Origin of the sequence: Steroidobacter flavus (genome assembly GCF_042651805.1) — a bacterium.
Taxonomy (GTDB): Bacteria; Pseudomonadota; Gammaproteobacteria; order Steroidobacterales; family Steroidobacteraceae; genus Steroidobacter; species Steroidobacter flavus.
Genome location: NZ_JBHSDU010000014.1, coordinates 809559 through 833980, shown reverse-complemented (window position 1 = coordinate 833980; position 24422 = coordinate 809559). Strand labels below are relative to the sequence as shown.

At 61.9% G+C, this 24422-nt stretch carries 22 protein-coding genes; 20 read left to right on the top strand and 2 right to left on the bottom strand.

Annotation, left to right across the window (positions count from 1 at the left end):
• Positions 1-26 precede the first annotated feature (26 nt).
• From ACFPN2_RS26230 to ACFPN2_RS26135, 20 genes are all read left to right on the top strand, one after another.
• The gene (locus ACFPN2_RS26230) at positions 27-770 is read left to right on the top strand and encodes an SDR family NAD(P)-dependent oxidoreductase (protein ID WP_380602153.1); all 744 of its coding nucleotides are present in this window, start codon (positions 27-29) and stop codon (positions 768-770) included.
• Between the two features lie 3 nt (positions 771-773).
• Positions 774-1691 carry an NAD(P)-dependent oxidoreductase gene (locus ACFPN2_RS26225; RefSeq protein ID WP_380602151.1) on the top strand — a complete coding sequence of 306 codons (918 nt, stop codon included), beginning with the start codon at positions 774-776 and terminating at the stop codon, positions 1689-1691.
• Positions 1692-1800: 109 nt separating this feature from the next.
• Positions 1801-2721, top strand: coding sequence for an SMP-30/gluconolactonase/LRE family protein (locus ACFPN2_RS26220; protein ID WP_380602149.1), 921 nt, complete (start codon positions 1801-1803; stop codon positions 2719-2721).
• A 13-nt stretch (positions 2722-2734) separates the two neighbouring features.
• A complete protein-coding gene (locus tag ACFPN2_RS26215) occupies positions 2735-3247 on the top strand; it encodes a helix-turn-helix transcriptional regulator (RefSeq protein ID WP_380602147.1) in 513 nt (170 codons plus the stop codon).
• A 52-nt stretch (positions 3248-3299) separates the two neighbouring features.
• Positions 3300-5717 carry a TonB-dependent receptor gene (locus tag ACFPN2_RS26210; RefSeq protein ID WP_380602145.1) on the top strand — a complete coding sequence of 806 codons (2418 nt, stop codon included), beginning with the start codon at positions 3300-3302 and terminating at the stop codon, positions 5715-5717.
• Positions 5718-5741: 24 nt separating this feature from the next.
• Entirely contained in the window at positions 5742-6044 is a 303-nt protein-coding gene (locus ACFPN2_RS26205) for a DUF1330 domain-containing protein (RefSeq protein ID WP_380602143.1), read from the top strand.
• Positions 6045-6203: 159 nt separating this feature from the next.
• Positions 6204-7976 (top strand): thiamine pyrophosphate-binding protein, encoded by a 1773-nt coding sequence (locus ACFPN2_RS26200; protein ID WP_380602141.1) that lies wholly within the window; start codon positions 6204-6206, stop codon positions 7974-7976.
• 17 nt (positions 7977-7993) lie between these two features.
• A complete protein-coding gene (locus ACFPN2_RS26195) occupies positions 7994-8662 on the top strand; it encodes a glutathione S-transferase family protein (RefSeq protein WP_380602139.1) in 669 nt (222 codons plus the stop codon).
• On the top strand, positions 8659-9420 hold the full coding sequence (locus ACFPN2_RS26190) for a GntR family transcriptional regulator (RefSeq protein ID WP_380602137.1): 762 nt from the start codon (positions 8659-8661) through the stop codon (positions 9418-9420). Before ACFPN2_RS26195 ends, ACFPN2_RS26190 begins: the two co-directional genes overlap by 4 nt.
• Positions 9421-9598: 178 nt before the next feature.
• On the top strand, positions 9599-11968 hold the full coding sequence (locus ACFPN2_RS26185; protein ID WP_380602135.1) for a TonB-dependent receptor: 2370 nt from the start codon (positions 9599-9601) through the stop codon (positions 11966-11968).
• A gap of 53 nt (positions 11969-12021) precedes the next feature.
• A complete protein-coding gene (locus ACFPN2_RS26180; protein WP_380602133.1) occupies positions 12022-12633 on the top strand; it encodes a carboxymuconolactone decarboxylase family protein in 612 nt (203 codons plus the stop codon).
• A 59-nt stretch (positions 12634-12692) separates the two neighbouring features.
• Positions 12693-13964, top strand: a complete 1272-nt coding sequence (locus ACFPN2_RS26175; RefSeq protein WP_380602131.1) for an MFS transporter — start codon at positions 12693-12695, stop codon at positions 13962-13964.
• Positions 13965-13971: 7 nt separating this feature from the next.
• The gene (locus tag ACFPN2_RS26170; protein ID WP_380602129.1) at positions 13972-15129 is read left to right on the top strand and encodes an acyl-CoA dehydrogenase family protein; all 1158 of its coding nucleotides are present in this window, start codon (positions 13972-13974) and stop codon (positions 15127-15129) included.
• Positions 15119-16057, top strand: coding sequence for an acyl-CoA dehydrogenase family protein (locus tag ACFPN2_RS26165; protein ID WP_380602127.1), 939 nt, complete (start codon positions 15119-15121; stop codon positions 16055-16057). The genes ACFPN2_RS26170 and ACFPN2_RS26165 overlap by 11 nt, the downstream gene beginning before the upstream one ends.
• Positions 16057-16830 (top strand): SDR family NAD(P)-dependent oxidoreductase, encoded by a 774-nt coding sequence (locus tag ACFPN2_RS26160; protein ID WP_380602847.1) that lies wholly within the window; start codon positions 16057-16059, stop codon positions 16828-16830. Before ACFPN2_RS26165 ends, ACFPN2_RS26160 begins: the two co-directional genes overlap by 1 nt.
• A gap of 5 nt (positions 16831-16835) precedes the next feature.
• Positions 16836-17993, top strand: a complete 1158-nt coding sequence (locus tag ACFPN2_RS26155) for an acetyl-CoA C-acetyltransferase (protein WP_380602125.1) — start codon at positions 16836-16838, stop codon at positions 17991-17993.
• A gap of 2 nt (positions 17994-17995) precedes the next feature.
• Positions 17996-18973, top strand: a complete 978-nt coding sequence (locus ACFPN2_RS26150; protein ID WP_380602123.1) for an NAD(P)H-dependent flavin oxidoreductase — start codon at positions 17996-17998, stop codon at positions 18971-18973.
• A 16-nt stretch (positions 18974-18989) separates the two neighbouring features.
• Complete coding sequence (locus tag ACFPN2_RS26145; protein ID WP_380602121.1) at positions 18990-20435, top strand: aldehyde dehydrogenase family protein; 1446 nt, start codon at positions 18990-18992, stop codon at positions 20433-20435.
• A complete protein-coding gene (locus tag ACFPN2_RS26140; RefSeq protein ID WP_380602119.1) occupies positions 20432-21475 on the top strand; it encodes an AraC family transcriptional regulator in 1044 nt (347 codons plus the stop codon). The genes ACFPN2_RS26145 and ACFPN2_RS26140 overlap by 4 nt, the downstream gene beginning before the upstream one ends.
• Positions 21468-22271 (top strand): enoyl-CoA hydratase/isomerase family protein, encoded by an 804-nt coding sequence (locus ACFPN2_RS26135; RefSeq protein WP_380602117.1) that lies wholly within the window; start codon positions 21468-21470, stop codon positions 22269-22271. Before ACFPN2_RS26140 ends, ACFPN2_RS26135 begins: the two co-directional genes overlap by 8 nt.
• Positions 22272-22284: 13 nt before the next feature.
• Here ACFPN2_RS26135 and ACFPN2_RS26130 read toward each other — a convergent pair whose 3' ends face one another.
• Together ACFPN2_RS26130 and ACFPN2_RS26125 are read right to left on the bottom strand one after the other, a co-directional pair.
• On the bottom strand, positions 22285-23454 hold the full coding sequence (locus ACFPN2_RS26130; RefSeq protein WP_380602115.1) for a zinc-dependent alcohol dehydrogenase: 1170 nt from the start codon (positions 23452-23454) through the stop codon (positions 22285-22287).
• The gene (locus ACFPN2_RS26125) at positions 23451-24419 is read right to left on the bottom strand and encodes an SRPBCC family protein (RefSeq protein WP_380602113.1); all 969 of its coding nucleotides are present in this window, start codon (positions 24417-24419) and stop codon (positions 23451-23453) included. Before ACFPN2_RS26125 ends, ACFPN2_RS26130 begins: the two co-directional genes overlap by 4 nt.
• Between the last annotated feature and the right edge of the window lie 3 nt (positions 24420-24422).

Genomic DNA, 24422 nt, shown 5'->3' with positions numbered 1-24422 from the left:
TTTTTGAGGTTCAGGGGTAGAGAGTTATGGCGCAGCATCTGAGCGGACCGCCGAGTCTGGCCGGGCAAGTGGTTTTGATCACCGGCGGTTCTGGTGGCATGGGGCGCGCGGTCGCCAATACCTTCAAGGCCGCGGGGGCAAGCGTCATCGCCACCGATCTCAGCGAGCACGAAGACATCGGCCCCGGGATCGAATATCGCCAGTACAACGTCACATCGCGCGCCGACACAGATAAGGTCATCGACGGCGTGTTGGCTCGGCAGGGCAAGGTGGACGTGCTCGTGCTGTGTGCTGGTGTGATCGCTCGCACGCCGCTCGCGCAGAGCACGGACGAAGAGTGGAATTCGATGCTCTCCGTCAACGTGCTCGGCGTCGTGAACCCGGCTCGCAAGTTGTTTCCCATCATGTGCGAGAAAGGCTACGGCAAGATTCTCGCGTGCGGCTCGATTGCCGCGAAAAATGGCGGTGTCGCGTCAGGTCCTGCGTACGTCGCATCCAAGGCGGCCGTGCATGGAATGATGCGTTGGATTGCGAAGGCCGGCGCTCCGCACGGTGTGTACGCCAACACGCTCGCACCGGGTCCGGTTGAAACTGCGATGTGGGCGAATGTCACGAGCAATCAGGCGCCGTCGGCCAATGCCACGGTTCCCCTGGGACGCTACGGCAACGCCGAGGACATCGCGCAAGCTGCCTTGTTTCTGTGCTCGCCCGCGTCCAACTGGATCACCGGCACGTCGCTGGATATCAGCGGCGGCATGTGGATGGATTGAGTCATGAGCGCTGCATCCGCTACGACGATCGGGTTCGTTGGTCTCGGCGTGATGGGCGCGCCGATGTGTCGAAACATTGCGCTCAAACATCCTGGCGACGTGATCGCGTTCGATATGAACGCGTCTGCGTTCGCTGGCTTGGAAGGAACCAAAGCGACTCGCGCTCAAACGCTTGCTGAGATTGCACAGCGCGCGGACATCGTGTTTCTGTCGCTGCCTGGCGATAAGCAGGTTGAACAAGTGTGTCTCGGTGCCGAAGGGCTGGCCAGCGGATCGCGGCGTCCGGCCATCATCATCGACTTGAGCACAACGACGGTGGCCGGTGCTCGCAACGTGGCCGAGCGTCTGGCATCGAAGGGCGTTGCATTCGCCGACGCGCCAGTGGCTCGTACGAGAGAGGCGGCACAGCGCGGCGAGTTGAGCATCATGGTCGGTGCCGACGAAGCGCTGTTCGCACGTATCGCGCCTTTGTTGAGTTACATGGGATCGGATGTCACGCACTGTGGCGCCGTGGGATGCGGTCAGGTCGTCAAGCTCGTCAACAACGCGCTCTTGTTCGAGAACACCGTCGCCATCGCTGAAATGATGGTGGTCGGCGCTCGTGGTGGCGTGCGACCGGAGGTGCTGATCGAGGCGGTCTCCAAGGGATCGGGCGACAGCTTCGCGTTACGCAATCACGCGCGCAAAGCGATGTTGCCGCGACAGTTCCCGGATAAAGCGTTCTCTCCTGAGTACGTGCTGAAGGACATCAGCTGTGTGCTCGAGTTGGCGGAGCAGGTGGGCGTGTCGGCGCATGCCACGCAGCTCGCGCAACGCTACTACACGGCGACGGCAACCAACGGTTGGTCCGGGCGCTACTTTCCGGCGGTGATTGAAGTCGTAGACAGGGCCATCGAGTTGCCCAGCGGTGCCAAAGACTGAGCCAGCATGACGATGGGGCGACGACGGCACAGAAAATGTTCTTGGGCACGGGAGCGTGTCAGTGTCGCTCGTGGCACGCATATATATGAGTAGGGTCGGGGGAATCGGTATGCCGAAGCTGCAGGGCCGTGTCGTCGCATCCGGGCTGGGATTTCCAGAAGGGCCGATCGCCCTGCCGGATGGCAGCGTGCTGTTCGTGGAAATCGCGGGCCGTTGTTTGAAGCGATGGTTGCCCAGCGGCGACGTGAAGGTCGTCGCGGAATTGGGCGGCGGTCCGAACGGCGCGGCCATCGGTCCCGATGGTCACTGCTACGTTTGTAACAACGGCGGTTTCAGCTGGCGTACCGACGATGGCTTCACTCGACCGACGGGCGAAGCGTCCGATTACAAAGGCGGCAGCATTCAGCGAGTGAACCTCTCGACCGGCAAGGTGGAGGCGCTCTATACCCATTGCGACGGCGTGCCGCTGCACGGGCCCAACGACATCGTGTTCGATTCACACGGCGGTTTCTGGTTCACAGACTTCGGCAAGAAGTTCGCCGACCGTCTGATGCTCGGCGCGCTGTACTACGCACGCACTGACGGAAGTTTCATTCGACGCGCCGCGTTCCCGTTGCTGACGCCGAACGGCGTCGGCTTGTCGCCTGACGAGCGCACGCTGTACGTCGCGGAAACGGAAACGAGTCGCTTGTGGTCGTATCCCGTGATCGAGCCGGGTCAATTGCAATTGCAGTCGTTCCCATCGCCGAATGGCGGCAAGCTGGTCGCGGGCCTGCCGGGCTATCAACGTTTCGATTCGCTGGCGGTGGAAGCGAGCGGCAACATCTGTGTCGCCACGCTGGTGCGCGGTGGAATCAGCGTGTTCTCGCCGGACGGAGAGCTCATCGAGTTCTACGAGGCGCCGGAAGGGTATTGCACCAACATTTGTTTCGGCGGCCCGAGCATGCGCACGGCGTACATCACGCTGTCGGGCTACGGTCAGTTGTTCGAAGCGCAGTGGCCCAGGCCTGGGCTGCGACTGGTGGCGTGAGAGGGTTGCAACGATGAGCCGGGATTCCACGCTGGTGTGCGCCGATTCGCTGCGCGGCTTCGACGAGATCGTCACTCGTCTGGGCGGAAGTCCTCATGAGCTTCGCGATGCCGTGGGTGTGGAGTTCGGTGCTGAACAGGTTTCGCACCGACAGCTCTACGAAATGGCCACGAGTTTTATCGAGCGCCGCTGCCGCAAGGGAGTGATGCCGCTGACCACGCCGGCGCGAATTCACATCGCGCGGCTGCTCGTCGAAGGAAATTGCACGCAGGAGTCGCTGGCGGCGGCTCTGCGACTGCATCGTCGCACCTTGCAGCGGAAGTTGCGCCGGGAAGGGAAGTCATTCGAGACCCTAAGGGATTCGGTCCGCCGAGACATGGCGCTGCGTTACTTGCAGCAGCCGGATATTTCGTTGATGCGCGTGACCGAGATGCTCGGGTACTCCGAGGCGTCGGTGCTGTCGCGCAGCTGCGTGCGCTGGTTTCTCGCGTCGCCACGGGAGTTACGTAGGCTGGGCACGACGTAAGGCTTGCATTTAACGCTAACTGTTGACAGTTGACAATTTTCTGGGGGAGATCATGAGAACACGCAAACTCGTTACGCACCTGGTGTGCGGATGCCTTGCCACGGGCAGCGCCGCCGCTGTTCAGGCACAAACGACTTCATCTGGCGAAGCCGCCGCGCAGACCGAAACGCTCGAAAGCATCATCGTTACCGCGCGTAAAAAGAACGAATCGATTCTGAAAGTCCCGGTGGTGCTGACGGCGATCACTCAGGAATCGCTCGAACAGCATGCGACGGACGATCTGTACACCGTGGCCCAGCGCGTGCCGGGCTTGTTGATCGGCACTTCGCTGGCGGCGAACGGCTTGCAGGTGTCCATCCGCGGCATCGGCACCACCGCGAACAATGCGACGGTCGACAATTCGATTTCGCTCAACGTCGACGGCCTGCAACTGACGCAGGGTCTGGCGTATGGCATCGGCATGTTCGACGTCGCGCAGGTCGAAGTGATGAAAGGTCCGCAGGCGTTGTTCTACGGCAAGAACAGCCCGGCCGGCGTGATCTCCCTGCGCAGCGTCGATCCCACCGACACCTTCGAATCCACCGCTCGCGTCGGCTATGAATACGAAGCCGAGGAGAAGATTGCCGAGGCCATGATCTCCGGGCCGGTCTCGGATTCGGTGAAACTCAGACTGGCGGCGCGCTACTCGGATCAGAACGGCTATTTCCGCAACGATGCGGAAGTCATTCCCGGACTGGCGAGCATCAATCCCACCGATCGACGCGTCACGCCGACGGAAGATGTGATCGTGCGCGGCACGGCCCTGTTCACTCCCGAGGGCAGCTACAGCGCCAAGCTGAAGACGAGCTATCAGTACACGGACATGCAGGGCACCTGGCCCGCGAATGAGCTGGGCTACTGTCCGGACGGCACGGGCGGCGTGGCTCCGCGCAATATCTCTTTCATCGCCGGCGACGATTGCAAGATCAATCGAAGCATTCGCGTCGCCTGGCCGGACCCGGCGGTGTTCACCGGTCTGCGTAACAACGGCAAGCCGTTCAACACTCAGAAGCAGCTGCTCACCTCGCTGGAGCAGAACTTCAACTTCGGCGACGATCTCACGCTCACGTCGTTGACCGGTTACTACTGGTTGAATCAGGAATATCTGTATCTCGCCAGCGTGATCGGCGGCGCTTCCGCGCTGGTCTCGGACAGCGACTTCGACAGCGATCAGTTCACTCAGGAATTCCGGCTCGCCTCGGACTATGACGGCCCGATCAACTTTACGTTGGGCGGCTTCTATCAGGACGGCATGCAAAAGACCGCCGTACGCCTGCGAGGCAACACGGTCCTGGGCCTCGCCGACACGTTGAACAATTTCGCTCATCACATCGACATCGACTCGATCTCGTTCTTCGGCCAGGTGGTCTGGAAGATCGCGCCGGATCTGGAACTCGCGCCTGGCGCGCGTTGGACGCGTGAGAAGCGCTCGCACGAGCAGTACAACTACAACGCCGCCAACGGTCCGGTGGGCAAATCGGTGCTGCTGGATCCGGAGATCGAAGCGACCAACGTTTCGCCGGAAGTGACGCTGACATACTCGGCGACCGACGATCTCACCTTGTTTGCCGCTTACAAGACCGGCTTCAAGTCCGGCTCGTTCAACGGCGTCATCTTCCTGACTCCGACCACGGCCGGCTCGTTCGACGACGAGAAGGTGAAGGGCGGCGAGGTGGGCTTGAAGAGCCGGCTGCTCGATCGTCAGTTCTCGTTCAACGCGGCCGCTTACTACTACAAGTATTCGGATCTGCAAGTCGGAGCCAACGAGATTTCCGGTACGACCGGCGCGTTGATCCTGCGCACGCTCAATGCAGCGTCGGCCAATGTTTATGGCGTCGACATGGATGCGACCTTCGCGCCGTTCAGCCTGCCCGGCTTCAGCGTGCAGGCGGCGGTGAACTACAACCACGCACGCTATGCGTCCTTCCCCAACGCGCCTTGCGGCAACGGCCAGACCATCGGTCAAGGTTGCGATCAGCTGCTGAATCCGGCGACCGGTCGTTACACCTCGCAGGACCTGGAAGGCGAGACGCTGGTCCGCGCGCCCGAATGGATGGGATCGCTGGGCTTCGATTATGAGATGTCGCTCGGCGATACATTGCGACTGAGCTTCGGCACGCTGGCGAGCTTCTCCTCGAAGTACTCGCTCAACCTGATCAATGCGCCTGGCTTCTTCCAGGACGACTACATCAAGGCCGGTGCCAACGTCACGCTCAAGGCCGGAGAGAAGTGGGAGCTGGCGCTGATCGGTAACAACCTCAACGACAAGATCACCGCGGCGAATTGTTTCAACTCGAATTCGCAGAACGGCGTGTTTTTCGGCGGCCAGGTTGCCGGCGCGGCGCTGCCGGGACCTGCAGGTTCCGACGAAGCGTCGTGCGTGGCGGAGCGCGGTCGTGAAGTCTGGTTGCGTGCCACGTTCAAGATGTGAGTTTCAGTCGAGGAGTTTCCGATCATGACCGCCTACGTCGTCATCATTCGTAACAAGACCGTCGAGCCCAAGCATTTCGAAAAGTACTTCCAGCTGGCGCCGCTGGCGCCAGCGCAGAAGGCGAGCTTCGTGGCCAAGAACAGCGAGTTCGAAGTCCTCGAGGGACCGCCCGCCGAGACCGCCGTCATCCTGAGCTTTCCTTCGATGGAGGATGCCCGCGCCTGGTACCGCAGCGATGAATATCAAGCGGCCGTGGCGCACCGGCTCAAAGCGGCGGATTACCGGACGTTGTTGATCGACGGTCAGATCAATCTGCCCGGCGCGTAGTTGCGGAAGACCCACCCCTGGCCCCCTCCCGCGGACGGGAGGGGGAATTCTTTTGTTGTTATCTCTGGCTCGAAGGGGTGCCCAAATCGTAATGTGTAAACTGTTGACACTTTGTCGGATTTGGCGATCATAGGCACGTACCACAGGAGGTCCGTCGACGTGAAAATTCATGAGCGCATCATTGAGCTGATACAGGCCGAAGACGTCGATACGATCTTTGGCATTCCCGATCCCGGCCTGTTCGGCATGTTCATGACGGCGGAAGCGCGCGGCATGAAAGTGATCGCCCCTCATCACGAGCAGGCGGGCGCTTTGATGGCCGACGGCGTGTATCGACTGACCGGCAAGCCGGCGGTGCTCGGTGTCAACAAAGGTCCGGGCGTCGCCAACATGGCCGCCGGCGCGATTTATCTCGCCAAGGAAAACGTGCCGGCGATCTTCATCATGGGCCAGCGTCATCGTCTGTATGAGCAGCGCGTGCGCCGGGGCAAGATGCAGTACCTGAGTCAGCCGAAGCTGTTCGAAGGTGCGATGAAGTATGTGGGCATCATCGAATATCCCGAGCAGGTCGACGAAATCGTGCACGAGGCCTTTCGTCGCGCGCTGAGCGGCGTGCCGGGTCCTGTTTATATCGAGCTGCCGCTGAGTGTCATGCAGGCGGATCTCACGTTGCCGCCCGCGCCGGCGCCGCATCGTTATCGCCTGGTGCATCAGCGCGCCAGCGACGATGCGATCAACGATGCCGCCGCGCTGTTGAAGCGTGCGACTCATCCCATTCTGTTGGTCGGCCAAGGCGCGTTCGTGTCACGGTCGCATCGCGAAGTGGCGGAGCTGGCGCGCAAGCTGGCGTGTCCGGTGATTCAGACCACGGGCGGTCAGGCGGTCATCGAAGGATTGGACGATCGCACGTTCCCGTACGGCTCGGCGGTCGCTTCCGAAATCGTGGCGAAGTCCGATGCGGTGGTTGCCATCGGTACCGAGCTCGGCGAGCCGCTGCACTATGGTCGCGGCCGTCATTGGAGCAAGGGCAACGTCGAGCGTCAGTGGATTTATATCGAGCGCGATCCGACGGCCATCGGTGTGAACCGTCCCATCGATGTGCCGCTGGTGGGCGATCTGCGCGATGTCGTTCCACAACTGAGCGCAGCGATCAAGACCGAGCGCAAGGTACCCGAAGAGTTGGCGGGATGGAGCAAGGCCCACGCCGCTCAGCAGAAACAACTGGTGGATTCAGTCTCCACGAAGTCGACGCCGATCCATGGCGCTCGTCTCGCGGTGGAAGCAACGAAAGTATTGCCGAAGGACGCCGTGATCGTTCGCGACGGTGGCGCGTCGAGCATGTACTTCGGCGCGCTGATGCACAACCCGCCTCGCGATCTGATGTGGAATTCGAACTACGGCGCCGTCGGCCCCGGCCTTCCCTATGCCGTCGGCGCACAAGTTGCAGTCGGCAACACGCGTCGAGTGGTGTTGCTGACCGGTGACTCCTCGATCCTGTTCCACATTTCCGAGCTCGAAACGGCCGTTCGCAAAAATCTGCCGGTCATCTGCATCGTGGCCGTCGATTACGCGTGGGGCATCGAGGTCGCTTCGTACAAAGCGAATTTCGGTCCGGACTGCACGGCGACCGAAGCCAAGTGGAACACGCAGGTTCGTCTCGACAAGACGGCCGAGAGTTTCGGCGCTCATGGTGAATATGTCGAGAAGGCTGAGGACATCGGGCCGGCGGTGACACGTGCGTTGGAGTCCGGCAAGCCCGCGCTGATCCACGTCGTCGTCGACAAAGCATCGGTCCAATCGTTCTCTGAGCTGCCTGGCTTCGCTGAGTTCCGAACGTGGTACGGCGAAGAAGGCGACAACCTCGGTGTGCCCGCGGCGCAGGCGCCTGCGCAGGCTCAGGCGGCGCCGATCACCAAGGGCAGCGGCTACTAACCGGAAGCGGAGGGCGCATGAGACTCATCACAACGCCTGAATCTCCCTTTGGTGCGCGCGTGCTGATCGCCGCGCGTGCCAAACAGCTCGAGCTCGAGTGCGTGCGCCCGCCGGCCGGTGGGGTCAAGTCAGCCGAATATCTGGCGCTCAACCCCATCGGCAAGATTCCGCTGCTCATCACCGAGACCGGTGAAGCGATTCCGGAGTCGGAGAGCATTCTCAACTATCTCGAAGCCCGCTTCCTGATGCCGTCGCTGTTACCGAATCTGCCGGAGCAGCGCGCCCGGGTGGATGTGGCGATTCGCGTGGTGGATCTGTACATCATGGCGCCCGTCATCCGGCTGTTTCCACATCTCAATCCGGCGACGCGCGATGAGCGGACCGTCGAGAATGAGCTGACGCGCTGGAAGCAGGGGCTGGCGTCGCTGGCGCATTTCATGAAAACGCCGTTGCCGAAAGCGGATGCGGCGGTGTCGCTGGCCGACTGCGTCCTGCCGCCGTCGCTGCATCTGAGCGCTCGTATCGCCCGGATGCTGGGCGTGGAGGAGGACCTGCTGGAGCCGCACGAGCCGCTGCTTGAGTACTACGCACGGATGCAAGATCATTCTCTCGTTGGGCCCGTGCTCGACGATCTGACGGCCGCGCAGACGATTTACGATGCCAAGGCCGCCAGGAAGTCGCATTGAACGGGAGGTCGGCACTTCGGGAGATCAATGGATTGTTAAACAACAAGGTGCGTGCGCATTCGCTGGTCGACAGCGTCACCGAGCGACTCGAGGCCGCGATTCTGAGCGGCGAGTTGACGGCGGGCAGCAAGCTCAGCGAACTACAGCTGGCGATGTCGTTGGGCGTCAGCCGGGGCCCGCTGCGAGAGGCGATTCGTCGTCTGGAGGGGCGCAAGCTTCTGGAGCGCACCACCAACATCGGCGTGCGAGTGGTGGCGCTGTCACGCAAGGATGTGTCGGAGATCCTGCAGGTTCAGGAAGTGTTGCAGGGTCTGGCGTGCGGTCTGGCCGCGAAGAACATGAGCGATGCGGATATCGACGCGCTCGAGCAGGTGCTGACCCGTTACAAGCACAAGCCGGGCAAAGGGGAGGACTACGACTCCTGGGATCTGGATTTCCACACCCGCATCATCGTGGGCAGCGGCAACGAGCGACTCAGCAAGATGCTCACCGAAGAGGTGAACTTCCTGCTCAAGGTGCATCGCTCGGTGGCGGTCACGACGCGCGAGACTGCATTGCGAGTCGTGGAGGAGCACAAGCAGATCATCGCGGCGCTTCGTCGTCGCGATCCGGTCGCGGCGGAGGCGGTGATGCGCGAACACATCAGTCACGCACGCATCGAATCGCTGTCGGCGGAGTTCGCTGAGGACAGCGAGAAACAGGTTGCGACGCCGGCAAAGAAACGTGCGCGCAAGAGTGTAGCGAAGGTAGCGAGGTGATCAGTCAACGAGAGTCGCGCGGTTTGCTTTAGCAAAGTGTCGACAGTTTACAATCGAAGGGATCGGCGATAAGGTCGTCCACGATGACGACGCGAGCGACTGCGACGGGTGCGGATGTCACAAGGACCGCAGTTGACGATGAATATTGCAAGTATTCGGTCAATTTTTCGGGGGAGTCATGTACAAACATTCGCGTCGACTGCTGGTTGGCGTCATCGCATTGCTCGAGACCGCCGGCGCCGTCGCTCAGGTCGCGCCTGGCGAGACCACAGACGATACTCAGGCGCGCGGTCGTGTCGGCCTGGAAACAGTGGTGGTCACGGCGCGTAAGCGTGCCGAATCTCAGCAGGACGTGCCAGTCGCGATCTCCTCGATCACGCCGACGCAGCTCGAGAGCAATATCGCCACCGACCTCAGTAAAGTCGCCGAGCTGGCCCCGCAAGTGATGATCGGGCGAAACACCAACGGCACCGGCGGCTTTCTCACTATCCGCGGTATCAGTTCTTCGGGCACCGACGCTGGACTCGATCAAAGCGTGGCGGTGAGCATCGACGGCGTGCCGCTCAGCCGTGGCCGCGTCATCAATTCGAGTGTGTATGACATCGCGCAGGTGGAAGTCCTGGCGGGTCCCCAGTCTTTGTTCTTCGGTAAGAACTCTCCCGCGGGCGTGATCTCCCTGCGCAGCGGCGATCCCACCGATCATTTCGAAGGCAGCGTCAAAGCAGGCTACGAGATGGAAGCCGAGGAGCGCTACGTCGAAGGCATGGTGTCGGGGCCGATCTCGGACACGTTCTCGGCGCGACTGGCGTTCCGAGGCAGCGCGATGAACGGCTGGATCGACAACGTCGCTCAACCCGTCGCCGATCCTTTGCATCCCGGTGTGACAGTGCCCGGCGCGACCTTCGGTAACAAAGGTCCCGATGGCGAGAACTATTCCGGCCGTCTCACGCTGCGTTGGGAGCCGAGCTCGGATTTCAATGCGAATTTGAAAGTGACCTGGGACAAGCAGTCGATGAATGCGATGAACGCATACGTCGAGCTGTATTGCACCGGGGGCCAGACGGTGCCGACCATCGCAGGCATCGCCATGCCTTACGCCGATTGCGCGAAGAATCAACGCAAGGCGGAAGCATCGCTGCCGGCGGTCTACGCCGTCAACTATCCGTACGGTAACAACGGCCTGCCTTACTACGATTCGAAGTTCGTGCTGGGCGCGCTGACGCTCAACAAGGAGTTCGACAAAGTCTCGCTCACGTCGACGACCGGTTACTACGATCAGACCGTCACTGGCGGCAACAACGCCGACTATACGCCGTTCTCGCTGCTGTGGAGCACGCAGCACGAGGACTACGACCTGTTCACGCAGGAAGTGCGCGTGAATACCGAGTTCGACGGCCCGCTCAATTTCATGGGCGGCCTGTATTACGAGAAGTCGCGCCGTCCCTGGTTCAATGCCGCCGACTTGTTTCATGGCGGCTTCAACGTCATGGCGCAGAACTGGACCACGTTCGAAACGGCGGCGAAGGTCGACAGCGAAAGCTATTCCGGCTTCGCGCAGCTGCGCTGGAACATCACCGACGCGTTGGAGCTCGCGGCCGGTGCGCGCTACACGCATGAAGAGAAGGACGGCGACTTCGAGAATCTTTCGATCGGCGTCACCACGCTGAACCTGCGGCCGGTGGGCGATGTTCTGCATTCCAGCTACGACGATGACAATGTTTCTCCGGAAGTCACCCTGACCTGGCATCCCGCGCCGGATCAGACCATCTACGGTGCCTATAAAACCGGCTTCAAATCCGGCGGCCTGTCGAACGGCGCGATTCTGCAACGGGCGTTCACCGCGGACAGCGTGAAGTTCGGTCCGGAAGAGAGCAAAGGCTTCGAGATCGGCTACAAGTCGACGTTGCTCCAGGACACTCTGCGACTGGATGTGACGGCGTATCGGTATGAGTACGACGGTCTGCAAGTGGCGTCGTTCGATTCGTCGACGCTCAGCTTCAACATCGGTAACGCCGCCGAGGCGCGCACCGAAGGTGTCGCGGGTTCGTTCAATTGGCTGGCCACCGACAATCTTTCTTTCAACGGCAACGTCGGCTACAACCGCGCACGCTACACGAACTATCGTACTGCGCCGTGCTATGCGGGGCAGACCGCGGCGCTCGGTTGCGTCGGCGGCTCGCAAGATCTTTCCGGCACCGCGCTGGTTCGCGCGCCTGATGTGACATTCAGCATCGGCGCCGACTATCGCGCGCAGTTCACTGCCGGATGGATCGCCGACTTCTCCATCGACGCCGCTCACAGCGACTCTTATCAAGCGCACACCGACAATCATCCGGGTGGCATTCAAGACGCGTTCTGGCGTTTGAACGCGGCCATCAATCTGATGCCGGACGACGAGCGCTTCAAGCTGTCGTTGATCGGGCGCAACTTGACCAACGAGTACTACATGATCGCTTCGTCGAGCGCGCCGGGCGGTCCGCCGACCCAGTTCGTTGCAACGTTCAACCGTCCGCGCGAAGTCGTGCTCCAGGCCGAATACAACTTCTGACGCGGGAACATCGCAGGCGAGGGACCGCCGACCTTTCAGTGAGAGATTCATTCATGGCACGACTCCAACTCGTCTTCAAGCCCTCCGATTTTCCGCCGTCCGATTTCAAGGGCACGCCTGACGCCGCGACCAAACAGGCGGTGCAGGACTTGTTCAACCATATGTTTCCTGGGAACGCGAACCCGGAGATTCCCGGCAAGAGCGCCGCGTTCGCGACGGTTGCGCGCGATCCGCGTCTGGCGATGCGCCTCATCCAGCTCAGCGACTACATCGTTCGCGAGATGCCCTGGACTTCACAGCAGAAGGCGGTGAAGGAACTGGCGGTGCAGACGTTGAATGTGCACTTCAAGTGTCACTTCTCGTTTCAGTCGCACATGCGTGGCGCTGAGGCGGCCGGCATCACTATGGAACAGCAGGCGTGCATCCCGTTCTGGAAGACGGCCAACGTGTTCGACGACGAACAACGCCTGGTGATCGAGTACACCTTCGCGGTCTGCAGCGGCGAAGTGTCCGATGAGCTGTTCAAGCGCGTCGTGAAGCAGTATGGCGAGCAGGGCGCCCTGGAGTTCACGATGGCCATCAGCTGGTGGTCGCTGTGGGCCATGATCATCAACGCGACCGGCACCGAGCACGATTTCGGTTACGGCAAGAAGAAGAGCGCCTGACGCCGATGTCGTCCCAGCCACATACTCCGGCTTTCTCCGCGAGTTCATTGGAGCTGTCGATGGCGGATGCCGGTAAGTTCTTTGGCTGGAAGTTGTTGGCCGCGCTGTCGGCCATCGTTTCCGTCAATCTGGGTGTGGCGTATGTCGGCGCGAGCGTGATCAACGCGCCGATGGCTAAAGAGCTCGGCCTGAGTCGCGGGACTCTCGGTCTGGGCTCGACGGTCTTCGTGCTGTCGGTCGGTTTGGGGGCGCCTCTGGTCGCGCGAGTCATCAACTCGCTGGGGGCGCGCCTGTCCTTGTGTATCGGCTCTCTTTTTGTCGCCTTTGGCTCCATCCTGCTCGCCTCCTGGGTGAGTCAGGGCTGGCAGTATGTGGTTGCTTACGGACTGCTGCTGGGATTGGGCTGCGCCTTCGGGGCCCTGATTCCGGCACAGACCTGTGCGAGTGCATGGTTTGAAAGGAGGCGCGCGTTGGCGCTGGCGTTGGTGTTGACCGGGAGTGGTATTGGCGGGTTGCTGTTCGCGCCGTTGCTGACGCGAGTGATTGCCTTGGCCGATGGCAACTGGCGCGCGGCTTGGTACGTGGTGCTCGTCGCTGCACTGGTTGCGGCTGCCATCTCGTTGCTCGTGGTCAGAAATCGGCCCGCCGATCTGGGTCAACAGCCCGATGGCGCCCAGGCGCAGGCGAGTCATGATAGCGAGCAAGCTGTGACATCCGCGTCGACGGTTTATCGAACTCGTGAGCGCTGGACGGTTCGTGAAGCGATGAGAACGCCGGCGTTCTGGCTCATCGGCGTCGCCGCGGTCGGCGAGTCTGCGCCGTCCGTTGCCGCCATCGCCCACGCCGTTCCTCACTTGCGCGATCTCGGTCACTCTGCTGAAGCGACCGCTGCGGCGCTCGGCTTGTTCGCGATGTGCACTATTGCTGGAAAGCTCAGCGTCGGATTTTTCTGCGACCGGATCGAGCCGCGGTACGCGTGGTCCGTGTCGATTGTGATGATGGGAGTAGCGGTGTTTGTAGCGACCCACGCGCAGAGCGCGGCCGCAATGTATCTATTCACGGGCTTGCTCGGCTTTGGATCGGGCGCCGCGTTGACCTGCTGGCATTCCACCGTGGCCAATTACTTCGGCCCGGCGGCATTCGCGTCGATTCTTGGCGCGCTGATGCCCTTCAGCAATGCCGTGGCTGCGGCGTCGCCGTTTCTCGTCGGACTGCTGTACGACAAGCAAGGCACTTACACGATGGCGTTCTACGCCGTGAGTGCCGTTTCAATCATCTCCGCGATCATGTTGCTTGGAGCGGTTCCTCCCAAGCAGTCTCCGGCGACTTAGAGGCACGATGGATTTCAGTTGGACGCCCGAGCATCTGGCACTTCGCGATTCGATACGGACGGTGCTCGCTGAGACCTTGCCTGCCGATTGGGATCGCATCGCCCGTGAAGGTCCGGGATCGGCCGAGCAGACGGCGTTCTCGCGAGCGTTCTGTCCCAAGCTCGCGGCGCGGGGCCTGCTGGTGCCGCACTGGCCGGTGGAGTTCGGCGGGCGCGGTGCTTCGACCTGGGAACATTTCATTATCGGCGAAGAGTTGTGGGCGGCCGGCGAGCCGCGCGGCCCGCAATATATGAATGTGAACTGGATCGGCCCGACGTTGATGCGTTATGGGTCGCCGGCTCAACAACAGGAACATCTGCCGCGAATCGCCGCCGGTACTGTCATCTGGTGCCAGGGATTCTCCGAGCCGAACGCCGGCTCCGACCTGGCTTCATTGCGAACGAGAGCTGAAAAGGTCGATGGCGGCTACGTCATCAATGGCTCGAAGATCTGGACGTCCTACGCGGCGGAAGCTGAGTTCTGCTTCTTGCTCGCGCGCACCAGCGCCGATCGCAAGGGCGGCATCGCCATCTTCCTCGTCCCCATGAATAGCCCGGGCATCAGGGTCCAGCAGATCCCGGCGCTGATCGGCGAAGGCGACATCCACGAGGTGTTCTTCCACGACGTGTTCGTCGCCGAAGCGCAGCGGCTCGGTGGCGAAGGGCAAGGGTGGGACATCATCACGCATGCGCTCGCGAACGAGCGGATCGGAATTCCGAGATACGCCTTTGCGCGGCGTGCGCTCGACACTGCGATTGGAATATTGCGGGCTCGCGGTGAGCTCGATTCGATTTCGGTCAAAGCCCGCGCGGGGCAAGCACTCGCGGCTGTAGAAGCGGCGCGCATGCTCGTGTATCGAGTGGTCGATCAACGCGCCAAACGCGGTGCCGATCGCGGGCAAGGCTCGCTTGCACGATGGGCGGTGGTTTCAGCAGAGCGCGCCGTTTGTGAATTCGTCCTCGATTTTGTGCCGGACGGATTACATGAGGCGGCACCACCCTTGTTACTGGCACATCACATGCGAGCCATCGCAGCGGGGCTCGCTTCGGGGGCCGCCGAGGTTCAGCTCGATCTAATTGCCAAGATGTTTCTCGAACTGCCGAGGGAGCGCGCCCGTGCAGTTTGATCTCACTGAAGAACAGACGATGCTGCTCGATGCGCTCGTCGCGATCACTGGCGAAGGGGCTGAGCCGGAGCGCTGCGTCGATCGGTACATTGTCGATCCGGCGTTGGAAGAGCAGCTGCATGATGCGGGGTTCTTTTCGCTGGCACAGCATGGTTACTCGACGCTCGAAGCGGCGCTCGTTGCCATCGGCATTGGCAAGCTTCCAGTCTGCGTCGAGGCGGCCAGCTCTCTATTAATAGGACCGCTATTGGCGGAGACCGTGCGTCGGCCCATCGCAATCGTGCGCGGGAGTCTGGCCAGTATTGCCACTCGGCCGATTAGGTTTCTGCCAGGCGCGAACACACTCGTCGTCTTGGCCGACGATCAAGTGAGCCTGATCGAGCTGCAGCCTGAAGACGTTCAAGCGTGCACAACACACTATGCGTATCCGTATGGTGTGCTCGCGCCTGCGGCGCTCGAGCGCGCGAAAGCGGTCGATGTCTCTGCTGACGAGTTGAGCAGGCGCTATCGATTGGCGATTGCCGCCGAGATCACGGGAGCAGCGGACGCGGCCCTTCAGCGCACGCTGCGGCAGGTCAAGGAGCGAGAGCAGTTCGGTAAACCTATCGGTGCGTTTCAAGCCGTCCAGCATCGACTGGCCATGGCTGCGACCAGCGTGGAAGCGTGTCGCGTTCTAACGTTGCGAGCTGCCGATGGAGGCGATGCTTCGGATGCGGCCGCCGCTGCCGGTTACGCGCAAGAGATGGCGAGACAGCTCACCTTCGATCTGCATCAGTTCTCGGGTGCGATGGGTCTCACGCTCGAGTATCCATTGCATCTGTGGACCTATCGTATCCGTGCATTGCAGGCCGAGTTGGGCGGCAGTCAGGAACAATTCGCGGCCTCGGTCGATCTGGCGCGGCCGCCGTCAAAGATTCGAGGTGAATGATGAGCTCCCAGCCGGTGGCCTTGATTACTGGGGCGAGTGGCGACTTGGGGCGTGCGATTGCCGTGCGTCTCGCTGCGAAGGGCGTTGCTATCGTCGGCAGCGGCCGTAATCCCGAAGGACTGCAACGTTTGCAGGCCGCTCTGCCTGAAGGCGCGGCGCTCGCAACGATTCAACAGGATGTGACGCATGACAGTGCGCCACAGGATGCCGTCGATCTGGCCTTGAAACGATTCGGTCGACTCGACTACCTGGTCAACAACGCGGGTATCGGTCAGCCGAAGCCGGTGCACGAGACGTCCGATGCGGATCTGGATTTGTTTCTCAACGTGCTATTGCGCTCGCCGTTTCGATACTGCCGCGCGGCGTTGGCTGCGTTCAAGGGTGAGGCGGCCATCGTGAATATCGCGTCGACATTCGCAGTGATCGGTGGGCTACGAGGCGGTGCGTATTCCGCAGCGAAGGCCGGCATCGTCGGCCTCACCACGCACATGGCCGCCCAGTACGGGGCGCAAGGCGTTCGCTCGAATGTGGTCGCGCCGGGTGTGTTACGCACGGGCATGACCGAGTACGCCTGGAACAGCGAGCGATTCAAACGAATGAACTTCGAGATGACGCCCGCCGCGCGTCCGGGCACGACTGAGGATGTCGCGGGCCTGGTGGCACTGCTGTGCTCGCCTGACGGTGCATTCATCAATGGTCAAGTGATCGCGGTCGACGGCGGCTGGAGCGCGACCAAATATTTGAGCGATGCCGCGCTGACGCGCGCCGGGTAATCTTCATGAGTGATGCTTTCATTGTCGCCGCGGCTCGCACCGCGGGCGGTCGTCGTAACGGTCAGCTGTCGGGCTGGCATCCTGCGGATCTGGCGGGTGAGGTTCTGAACGCACTCGTCGATCGCAGCGGCATCGATCCGGCTGCGGTCGATGACGTGATCCTGGGTTGCGTGAGCCAGGTCGGCGAACAGAGCTTTCATATCGGTCGCAATGCCGTCCTCGCCTCGAAACTGCCGGACAGCGTGCCCGCCGTTTCGATCGATCGGCAATGTGGCTCGTCCCAGCAGGCGCTGCACTTCGCGGCCCAGGCGGTGATGTCGGGTACACAGGACATCGTGATCGCAGCGGGCGTGGAGAGCATGAGTCGCGTGCCGATGGGTTCGCCGACTAACCTGGCCGTGAATGCCGGCCTCGGCGGGCCTTGGAGCGAGCGCATTCAACATCGCTATGGCGTGACGCAGTTCAGCCAATTCACCGGAGCGAAGATGCTTGCGCAGAAGTACGGTTACTCGCGCGAACAGCTCGATGCGTACGCGCTGCTCAGCCATCAACGAGCCGCCGCTGCTACGAACGCCGGCGCGTTCAAGCAGGAAATCATTCCGGTCGAAGGCAAAGACGGCCTCCACACCAAGGACGAAGGCATCCGCTACGATGCCTCGCTGGCCTCGATCGGTTCGGTCAAGCTCTTGGAAGAGGGCGGGATCATTTCAGCCGCGAGCGCGAGTCAGATGTGCGACGGCGCGGCGGGCTTGTTGGTCGTGAACGAGCGTGCGTTGAAGGAACACGGGCTCAAACCGCTGGCACGCGTCCATCATATGACGGTGCTGGGCAGCGACCCGGTGATCATGCTGGAAACTCCGATTCCCGCCACTCGTCGTGCGCTCGAGCGCAGCGGCTTGCGCATGCAGGACATCGACCTCTATGAAGTGAACGAGGCGTTCGCGCCGGTCGCGCTGGCTTGGTTGCAAGCGCTGGAGGCGGATCCGCAACGGCTCAACGTCAACGGCGGAGCGATTGCGTTGGGTCATCCGCTCGGCGCGTCCGGTGCCAAGTTGATGAGCACATTGATCTACGCCTTGCGTGCGCGAGGCAAGCGTTACGGACTGCAGGCGATGTGTGAAGGCGGTGGACTGGCGAACGTCACCATCGTGGAGACGCTCTAACCATGGCGCTCAAGACGACGTTCACCGAACTGCTCGGCATCGAGCATCCCATCGTTCAAGGCGGCATGCAGTGGGTCGGTCGAGCCGAGCTGGCCGCCGCAGTTTCGAACGCCGGCGCGCTCGGTATTCTCACCGCGCTCACACAGCCGACGCCGGAAGCACTGGCGAAGGAGATCGAGCGCTGTCGCGGCATGACGGACAAGCCGTTCGGCGTGAATCTCACCATTCTGCCGACGATGACGCCGCCGCCCTATGCGGAGTACCGACGCGCCATCATCGAAAGCGGCATCAAGATCGTCGAGACCGCGGGCTCCAAGCCCAAGGAGCATGTCGATGACTTCAAAGCCAACGGTGTCAAAGTCATTCACAAATGCACCTCGGTGCGCCATGCGTTGTCCGCCGAGCGGATGGGTGTGGATGTGATCTCGATCGACGGCTTCGAATGCGCGGGTCATCCCGGCGAAGACGATGTGCCGGGCTTGATCTTGATTCCGGCGACCGTCGACAAAGTGAAAATTCCTGTCATCGCATCGGGCGGCTTCGCCGACGGTCGCGGCCTGGCAGCAGCGATGGCGCTTGGCGCACAAGGTGTCAACATGGGCACGCGCTTCTGTGCGACTCAGGAAGCGCCGATTCATGACAAGGTCAAACAGTTCCTGGTCGACAACGACGAACGCGGCACCAACCTGATCTTCCGGAAGCTGCACAACACCGCACGCGTCGGCAAGAACAGTGTGTCGGACGAGGTTGTGCGACGTCTGAGTCAACCCGACGCGACGTTCGAAGACGTTGCACCGCTGGTGCGCGGTGCGCGGGGCCGAGAATTGCTGGAGACCGGCAATCTCGATGCCGGTCTGGTGTGGGCCGGCCAGTCGCAGGGACTGATCCAGGATGTGCCCACGGTTGCCGAGCTCGTCGCGCGCATCGTGCGCGACGCGCGATCCATTATCGAACGCGATCTGCGTGCGTTTCTGCGCTGAGCGGGGGTAAGTCAGTATGCGTGACTGCGTGAAGTTTTATATCGATGGCCGCTGGGTCGAACCGGTCGGCACCGGCAAGTTCGAGGTGATCGATCCCGCGACGGAACGAGTCGCCGGACAGCTCAGGATGGGCGCCGCTGAGGATGTGAATCGCGCGGTGACCGCTGCGCGTCGCGCATTCGATACTTACTCTCGCACCACTCGCGAGCAACGGGTCGAGCTGTTACAGCGAGTGGCCGCGCAGTTCGAAGCTCGCAAGGCCGATTTGCAAGCCGCAGTCACGGCCGAGATGGGCTGCCCGAACTGGCTTGCCGAGCAGGCACAAGTACCGCTGCCGGCAACTCACATCAACGTGGCCATCGAATTGCTCAAGACCTATGCCTTCGATCATCTGAGCGGCATCACGATGGTGAGCAAGAAGCCTATCGGTGTGTGCGCGTTGATCACGCCCTGGAACTGGCCCATCTCGCTGGCCATCACCAAGATCATTCCGGCGCTCGCGGTCGGTTGCACCATGGTGTGGAAGCCGTCCGAGTTCGCGCCGTTCTCGGCGCAGATCCTGGCGGAGATCATGGAAGCCGCGAAGGTGCCGCCCGGCGTGTTCAACATGATCTTCGGCGATGGCCCGACGGTCGGTGCAGCGCTGAGCAGTCATCCGGAAGTCGATGCAGTCTCTATCACCGGCTCGACTCGTGCCGGTGTCGAAGTGGCCCGCAACGCCGCTGCCACGGTCAAGCGAGTGCATCAGGAGCTGGGCGGCAAGAGCCCTAACGTCATTCTCGAAGACGCGGATCTGGAGAAGGCCGTCGCGTCGGGCGTACGTTATATGTTTCTGAACTCCGGTCAGACGTGCTCGGTGCCTTCGCGCATGATCGTGCCGCGTTCCAAGCTCGAGCAGGTTGTTGCCATCGCCAAAGCGACGGCCGAGACATTGCAGGTCGGTCCGCCGGATAGCGGTGCTTTCGTCGGGCCGCTGGTCAATGCTTCGCAATGGAACCGCGTGCAGCAGCTGATTCAGAAGGGCATCGACGAAGGCGCGACCTTGGTGGTCGGCGGTGTCGGCAAGCCCGCGGGCCTCGCGCAGGGCTACTACGTGAAGCCGACGATCTTCTCCGATGTCACCAATGACATGACCATCGCGCGCGAGGAAATCTTCGGGCCGGTGCTGGCGATCGAGCCGTACGACAGCGTGGATGAAGCGGTGCGCATCGCCAACGACACTCCTTACGGACTGGCCGCTTACGTGCACGCCGGCACCCTCGAGAAGGCGCGAGAGGTCGGCTCGAGAATTCGCGCCGGTCAGGTCTGTCTCAACGGCGATCTGGACCTGCTCGATCCTCATTCGCCGTTCGGCGGTTGCAAGATGTCGGGCAATGGCCGCGAGTGGGGCGCGTTCGGCTTCGAAGCGTTCCTGGAAGAAACAGCGTACGTTGGCTATCAGCCCGCGAGTGCGGCGTCATGATGCCCGAACTGCAAGGCGCACCGGCCATCGTCGCCGCCAGTGCGCTTCGCGGCTTTCCCGAGCTGGTTCGCGAGCTCGGAGGCGACCCGGACGCGTTACTCCGAGAAGCGCAGATCGACGTCGACGCGCTCACGACGCGCGATGCCGTCATCGAATACCGCTCGCTGTTACGTGTGATGCAGTCCGCGGCTGATTCGCTCTCATGCCCCGACTTCGGCCTGCAACTCGCAGCGCTGCAGGGAGGAAACAAAGCCATCGGCCCGATCGGCGTGGTGATGAAGAACTCCAAAACGCTGGGGCAGGCGATAGGTTACTGCGCCAAGCACATCCACGCGTATTCGCTCGCGACGCGGGTTCGTTTCGAGCCTGATCGCGAACGTCATCTGTTGCTGCTGCGGCTGGAGATTCTGCTCCAGGAGCCCGAAGAGCGTTCGCAGGCAATCGAGCACGCCTTCATGCTCGCCTGTTTGAATATTCGCGAGATCACCGCGGGCGTGGCACGCGTTCGCAAGATCCTGTTCCGCCATGCGCAGCAGTCGACGCGTTTGAACTATCAGTCGCGTTTCGGCTGTCAGGTGCTGTTCGGTCAGCGGGTCGATGGGCTCGTGCTCACCGAACAGGACCTGTTACGTCCGGTGGTGGATCCGGACGACCGCGTCTACGAAATGGCGACCTCGTTCATCGAGACGCGCTATCCGAAAACGCAGGCACCGTTGCTGTCTCAGGTCCGTCATCGAGTGCTTCAGGGACTCGACAGCAAGAACTGCACGTGCGAGCGGATTGCGGCAGAGCTCTGCGTGCATCCTCGGACGTTACAACGCCGGCTGCGCGCGGCCGGCACGTCCTTCGAAGACATCAAGGACGCGGTTCGCCGCGATGTGGCGCTTCGTTATCTGCAACGGGACGACATGCTCTTCAAGCATGTGGCCGAGAAGCTTGGCTACTCGGACCCGTCGATTTTCTCACGCAGCTGTTTTCGCTGGTTTTCCACGACGCCGAGCAAATTGCGCTCACAATTGAAGTCACAACTCCATGGATGAATCACCGCTGCGATTCGAGCTGACCGACGGCGTTGCGGTGCTGACGCTCAATCGGCCGGGCCGGGGCAATTCGCTCAGCCCGGAGTTGCTGACGGCGCTGGAAGAGGCTTGGGCGCGAGTCAATTCCGATCCGGGCATCGTCGTTGCCATCGTGAGCGGCGCCGGCGAGCGCCACTTCTGTACGGGCGCGGATGTCTCCGCGCTCAAAGTCGGCACGGGTGGTTTGCAGAACCAATCGTATGCCGCGGCCAATCGTTTCTCGCCTCGCATGTGTCACGTCACGAAGCCCGTCATCTGTGCCATCAACGGCCTGGTCAATGGCGGCGGTCTGCACTTCGTCGCGGATAGCGATATCGTCATTTCGTGTGCGCAAGCGGAGTTCATGGACACGCATGTGAGTGTCGGCCAGGTCTCCGCGCTCGAATCAGTCGGCGTGGTTCGTCGCGCGGGCATTGGCGCTGCATTGTTGATGGCGCTGGCCGGGAAGGGATACCGAATGTCCGCTGAGCGTGCTCATGCCGTCGGACTGGTCGATTTGCTGGAGCCGAGCCCGGCGGCGACATTGGCTCGCGCTCGCGAGCTTGCTCACGCGATGTGCAGTAACTCGCCGCAAGCAATGGCGCTGACCAAACGTGCCATCTGGGGTGCCACGGAACTCGCCGATCCCGCCGCCGCGGTGATGGGCTGGGAACTGCTCAAGTCACAATGGGCTCACCCGGATTTCGAAGAGGGCCCGAAAGCTTTCATGGAAAAGCGCGCACCCCGCTGGAATCCAGACCCGAACGCTCGCCGCTAAAGAACAGCGAGCGTTACGACGGACGGATCACCACTTTCACGCACTGATCCTGCTTGTCGCGGAACATCGCGTACGCATCCGGCACCTCATCGATGCTGACCCGATGCGTGATGATAAACGAAGGATCGATCTCGCCCTTTTCGATGCGCTCGAGCAGCGGCTTCATATAGCGGTGGACGTGCGTCTGGCCCGATTTGATCGTGAGCGCCTTGTTTACGATGGCGCCGAACGGAATCTTGTCGACCAGCCCGCCGTACACGCCGGCCACCGACACGGTGCCACCGTTCCGGCAGGATTGCAGTGCTTGGCGCAGGACTCCAGGACGATCCGTTTCCATGCGCAGCGCTTGTTTGACCCTATCGTACGCTTCATGCATGCCGTGCATGTGCGCTTCCATGCCCACGGCGTCGATGCATGCGTCGGGACCGCGTCCGCCGGTCATCTCTCGCAAGGTCGACATCGTGTCCGCATGGTCGTAGTCGATGATCTCGGCGCCGGCCTGTCGAGCCAGGTGCAAGCGTTCGGCGAATCTGTCGATCGCGATGACCCGGCCGGCGCCGAGGAGTAACGCGCTCTTGATCGCGAACAGACCGACCGGTCCGCAACCCCACACCGCGACGGTGTCGCCCGGCTGGATGTTGCAATTCTCCGCCGCCATGTAGCCCGTGGGCAGAATGTCGCTTAGAAACAAGACCTGCTCGTCGCTGAGCTGGTTCGGTACTTTCAACGGGCCGATATCCGCGAACGGGACGCGCACATACTCCGCCTGACCGCCGGCGTAGCCCCCGGTCAAGTGCGAATAGCCGAAGATGCCGGCCGGCGAGTGACCCCAAAACTTCTCGGCCATGCCGGCGTTGGGGTTGGAGTTCTCACACAGCGAGAACAGCTCGCGCTCGCAGAAGAAACAATTGCCGCACGAGATCGGGAAGGGCACGACCACGCGGTCGCCGATGGAGAGATTGCTCACCGCCGAGCCCACCTCGACCACTTCGCCCATGAATTCGTGGCCGAGGATGTCACCTCGCATCATGGTGGGTACATAGCCGTCATATAAATGCACGTCCGAGCCGCAGATCGCGGAGCTCGTCACTTTGACGATGGCGTCCCGCGGATTGAGAATGCGCGGATCGGGAACCCGCTCCACGGCGACCTTGCCGGTGCCTTGCCAACATACTGCTTTCATGCGCGTTCCTCGGGAAGCTTACGGCGAAATGCTTTGCCCATCAGGCTGCGGGCGCCCGAAGGCTGGCCGCGCGTGGTCGGAATCTCACCGGCCTCGATCAATTGTTTGAAACGTCGCAGATCTTCCCTGATGGCGGCTTCGGGCGCGGCACCCAGCAACTTCGCTGCATAGGCCGTCAGACGACCGTCCGGCCGGCCGTAGTGCATGTTTACTCGTACCACGACGCCGCGTCCGGTCGGTGCCGGCTCGAAGCGGACACTGCCGCGATGATTCACTTCCGAGTTCGGCAACGTGCGCCAGGAAATGAACCGGTTCGGCTGGTCCTCGACGATCTCCGATTTCCAATGCACTTGAGTGTTGCCGGGGCCGTTCGCGACCCAGCGTGAGGTGCGTTCGTCGATTGTTTCGACAGCACGCAAATGACGCGTGAAGCGCGGCAAGTTGTCGAACTTGCGCCAGAACTCATAGAGCTTTTCGGGCGAGCTGTTGATGGTGATGCTCACCGACAGTGGCGTGTCCGCCGAAGCGTCGCGAACGGCGGCTCGGGCATCGAGGTTGCTCGCGTAAAGATCGAGGGCCGTGACGCCAGCGACCGCAGTGACTGCGGCTGCGATTCGAGTGGGATTGGCGCGGGGCGAATTGAGCGATGCGCCCAACATGGCAAGATCCATCACGTCGCCGGCGACTCGGGCCATGGCGAATGTCGCTGGAGCGCGGCCGGACAACAATCCGAGTCCAGCCGCGATCTCACGCATTCCGAACACACGCATCGCGACGCTGTGATCGCCGACGCCAATGGCACGTCCGAGCGCTTTGGGCGCGAGTACTTCGGTCACGCCCAGTGCGATGCTGAACCATCCCAGCGAACGGTTGAGTGTGTCGGGATCTATCGCTCGCCGCGATGTACGTCGCCGGCGTCCGGAGGTCGGCACCGAAGTGAATGATCGTTGAGCCATTGCAACCATGAT

Coding starts and splice junctions, on each gene's coding strand:
- ACFPN2_RS26185 (WP_380602135.1), top strand. CDS start 9,599: ATGTACAAACATTCGCGTCGACTGCTGGTTGGCGTCATCGCATTGCTC.
- ACFPN2_RS26145 (WP_380602121.1), top strand. CDS start 18,990: ATGCGTGACTGCGTGAAGTTTTATATCGATGGCCGCTGGGTCGAACCG.
- ACFPN2_RS26230 (WP_380602153.1), top strand. CDS start 27: ATGGCGCAGCATCTGAGCGGACCGCCGAGTCTGGCCGGGCAAGTGGTT.
- ACFPN2_RS26180 (WP_380602133.1), top strand. CDS start 12,022: ATGGCACGACTCCAACTCGTCTTCAAGCCCTCCGATTTTCCGCCGTCC.
- ACFPN2_RS26215 (WP_380602147.1), top strand. CDS start 2,735: ATGAGCCGGGATTCCACGCTGGTGTGCGCCGATTCGCTGCGCGGCTTC.
- ACFPN2_RS26205 (WP_380602143.1), top strand. CDS start 5,742: ATGACCGCCTACGTCGTCATCATTCGTAACAAGACCGTCGAGCCCAAG.
- ACFPN2_RS26150 (WP_380602123.1), top strand. CDS start 17,996: ATGGCGCTCAAGACGACGTTCACCGAACTGCTCGGCATCGAGCATCCC.
- ACFPN2_RS26220 (WP_380602149.1), top strand. CDS start 1,801: ATGCCGAAGCTGCAGGGCCGTGTCGTCGCATCCGGGCTGGGATTTCCA.
- ACFPN2_RS26140 (WP_380602119.1), top strand. CDS start 20,432: ATGATGCCCGAACTGCAAGGCGCACCGGCCATCGTCGCCGCCAGTGCG.
- ACFPN2_RS26170 (WP_380602129.1), top strand. CDS start 13,972: ATGGATTTCAGTTGGACGCCCGAGCATCTGGCACTTCGCGATTCGATA.
- ACFPN2_RS26175 (WP_380602131.1), top strand. CDS start 12,693: ATGGCGGATGCCGGTAAGTTCTTTGGCTGGAAGTTGTTGGCCGCGCTG.
- ACFPN2_RS26155 (WP_380602125.1), top strand. CDS start 16,836: ATGAGTGATGCTTTCATTGTCGCCGCGGCTCGCACCGCGGGCGGTCGT.
- ACFPN2_RS26195 (WP_380602139.1), top strand. CDS start 7,994: ATGAGACTCATCACAACGCCTGAATCTCCCTTTGGTGCGCGCGTGCTG.
- ACFPN2_RS26225 (WP_380602151.1), top strand. CDS start 774: ATGAGCGCTGCATCCGCTACGACGATCGGGTTCGTTGGTCTCGGCGTG.
- ACFPN2_RS26210 (WP_380602145.1), top strand. CDS start 3,300: ATGAGAACACGCAAACTCGTTACGCACCTGGTGTGCGGATGCCTTGCC.
- ACFPN2_RS26130 (WP_380602115.1), bottom strand. CDS start 23,454: ATGAAAGCAGTATGTTGGCAAGGCACCGGCAAGGTCGCCGTGGAGCGG.
- ACFPN2_RS26135 (WP_380602117.1), top strand. CDS start 21,468: ATGGATGAATCACCGCTGCGATTCGAGCTGACCGACGGCGTTGCGGTG.
- ACFPN2_RS26125 (WP_380602113.1), bottom strand. CDS start 24,419: ATGGTTGCAATGGCTCAACGATCATTCACTTCGGTGCCGACCTCCGGA.
- ACFPN2_RS26160 (WP_380602847.1), top strand. CDS start 16,057: ATGAGCTCCCAGCCGGTGGCCTTGATTACTGGGGCGAGTGGCGACTTG.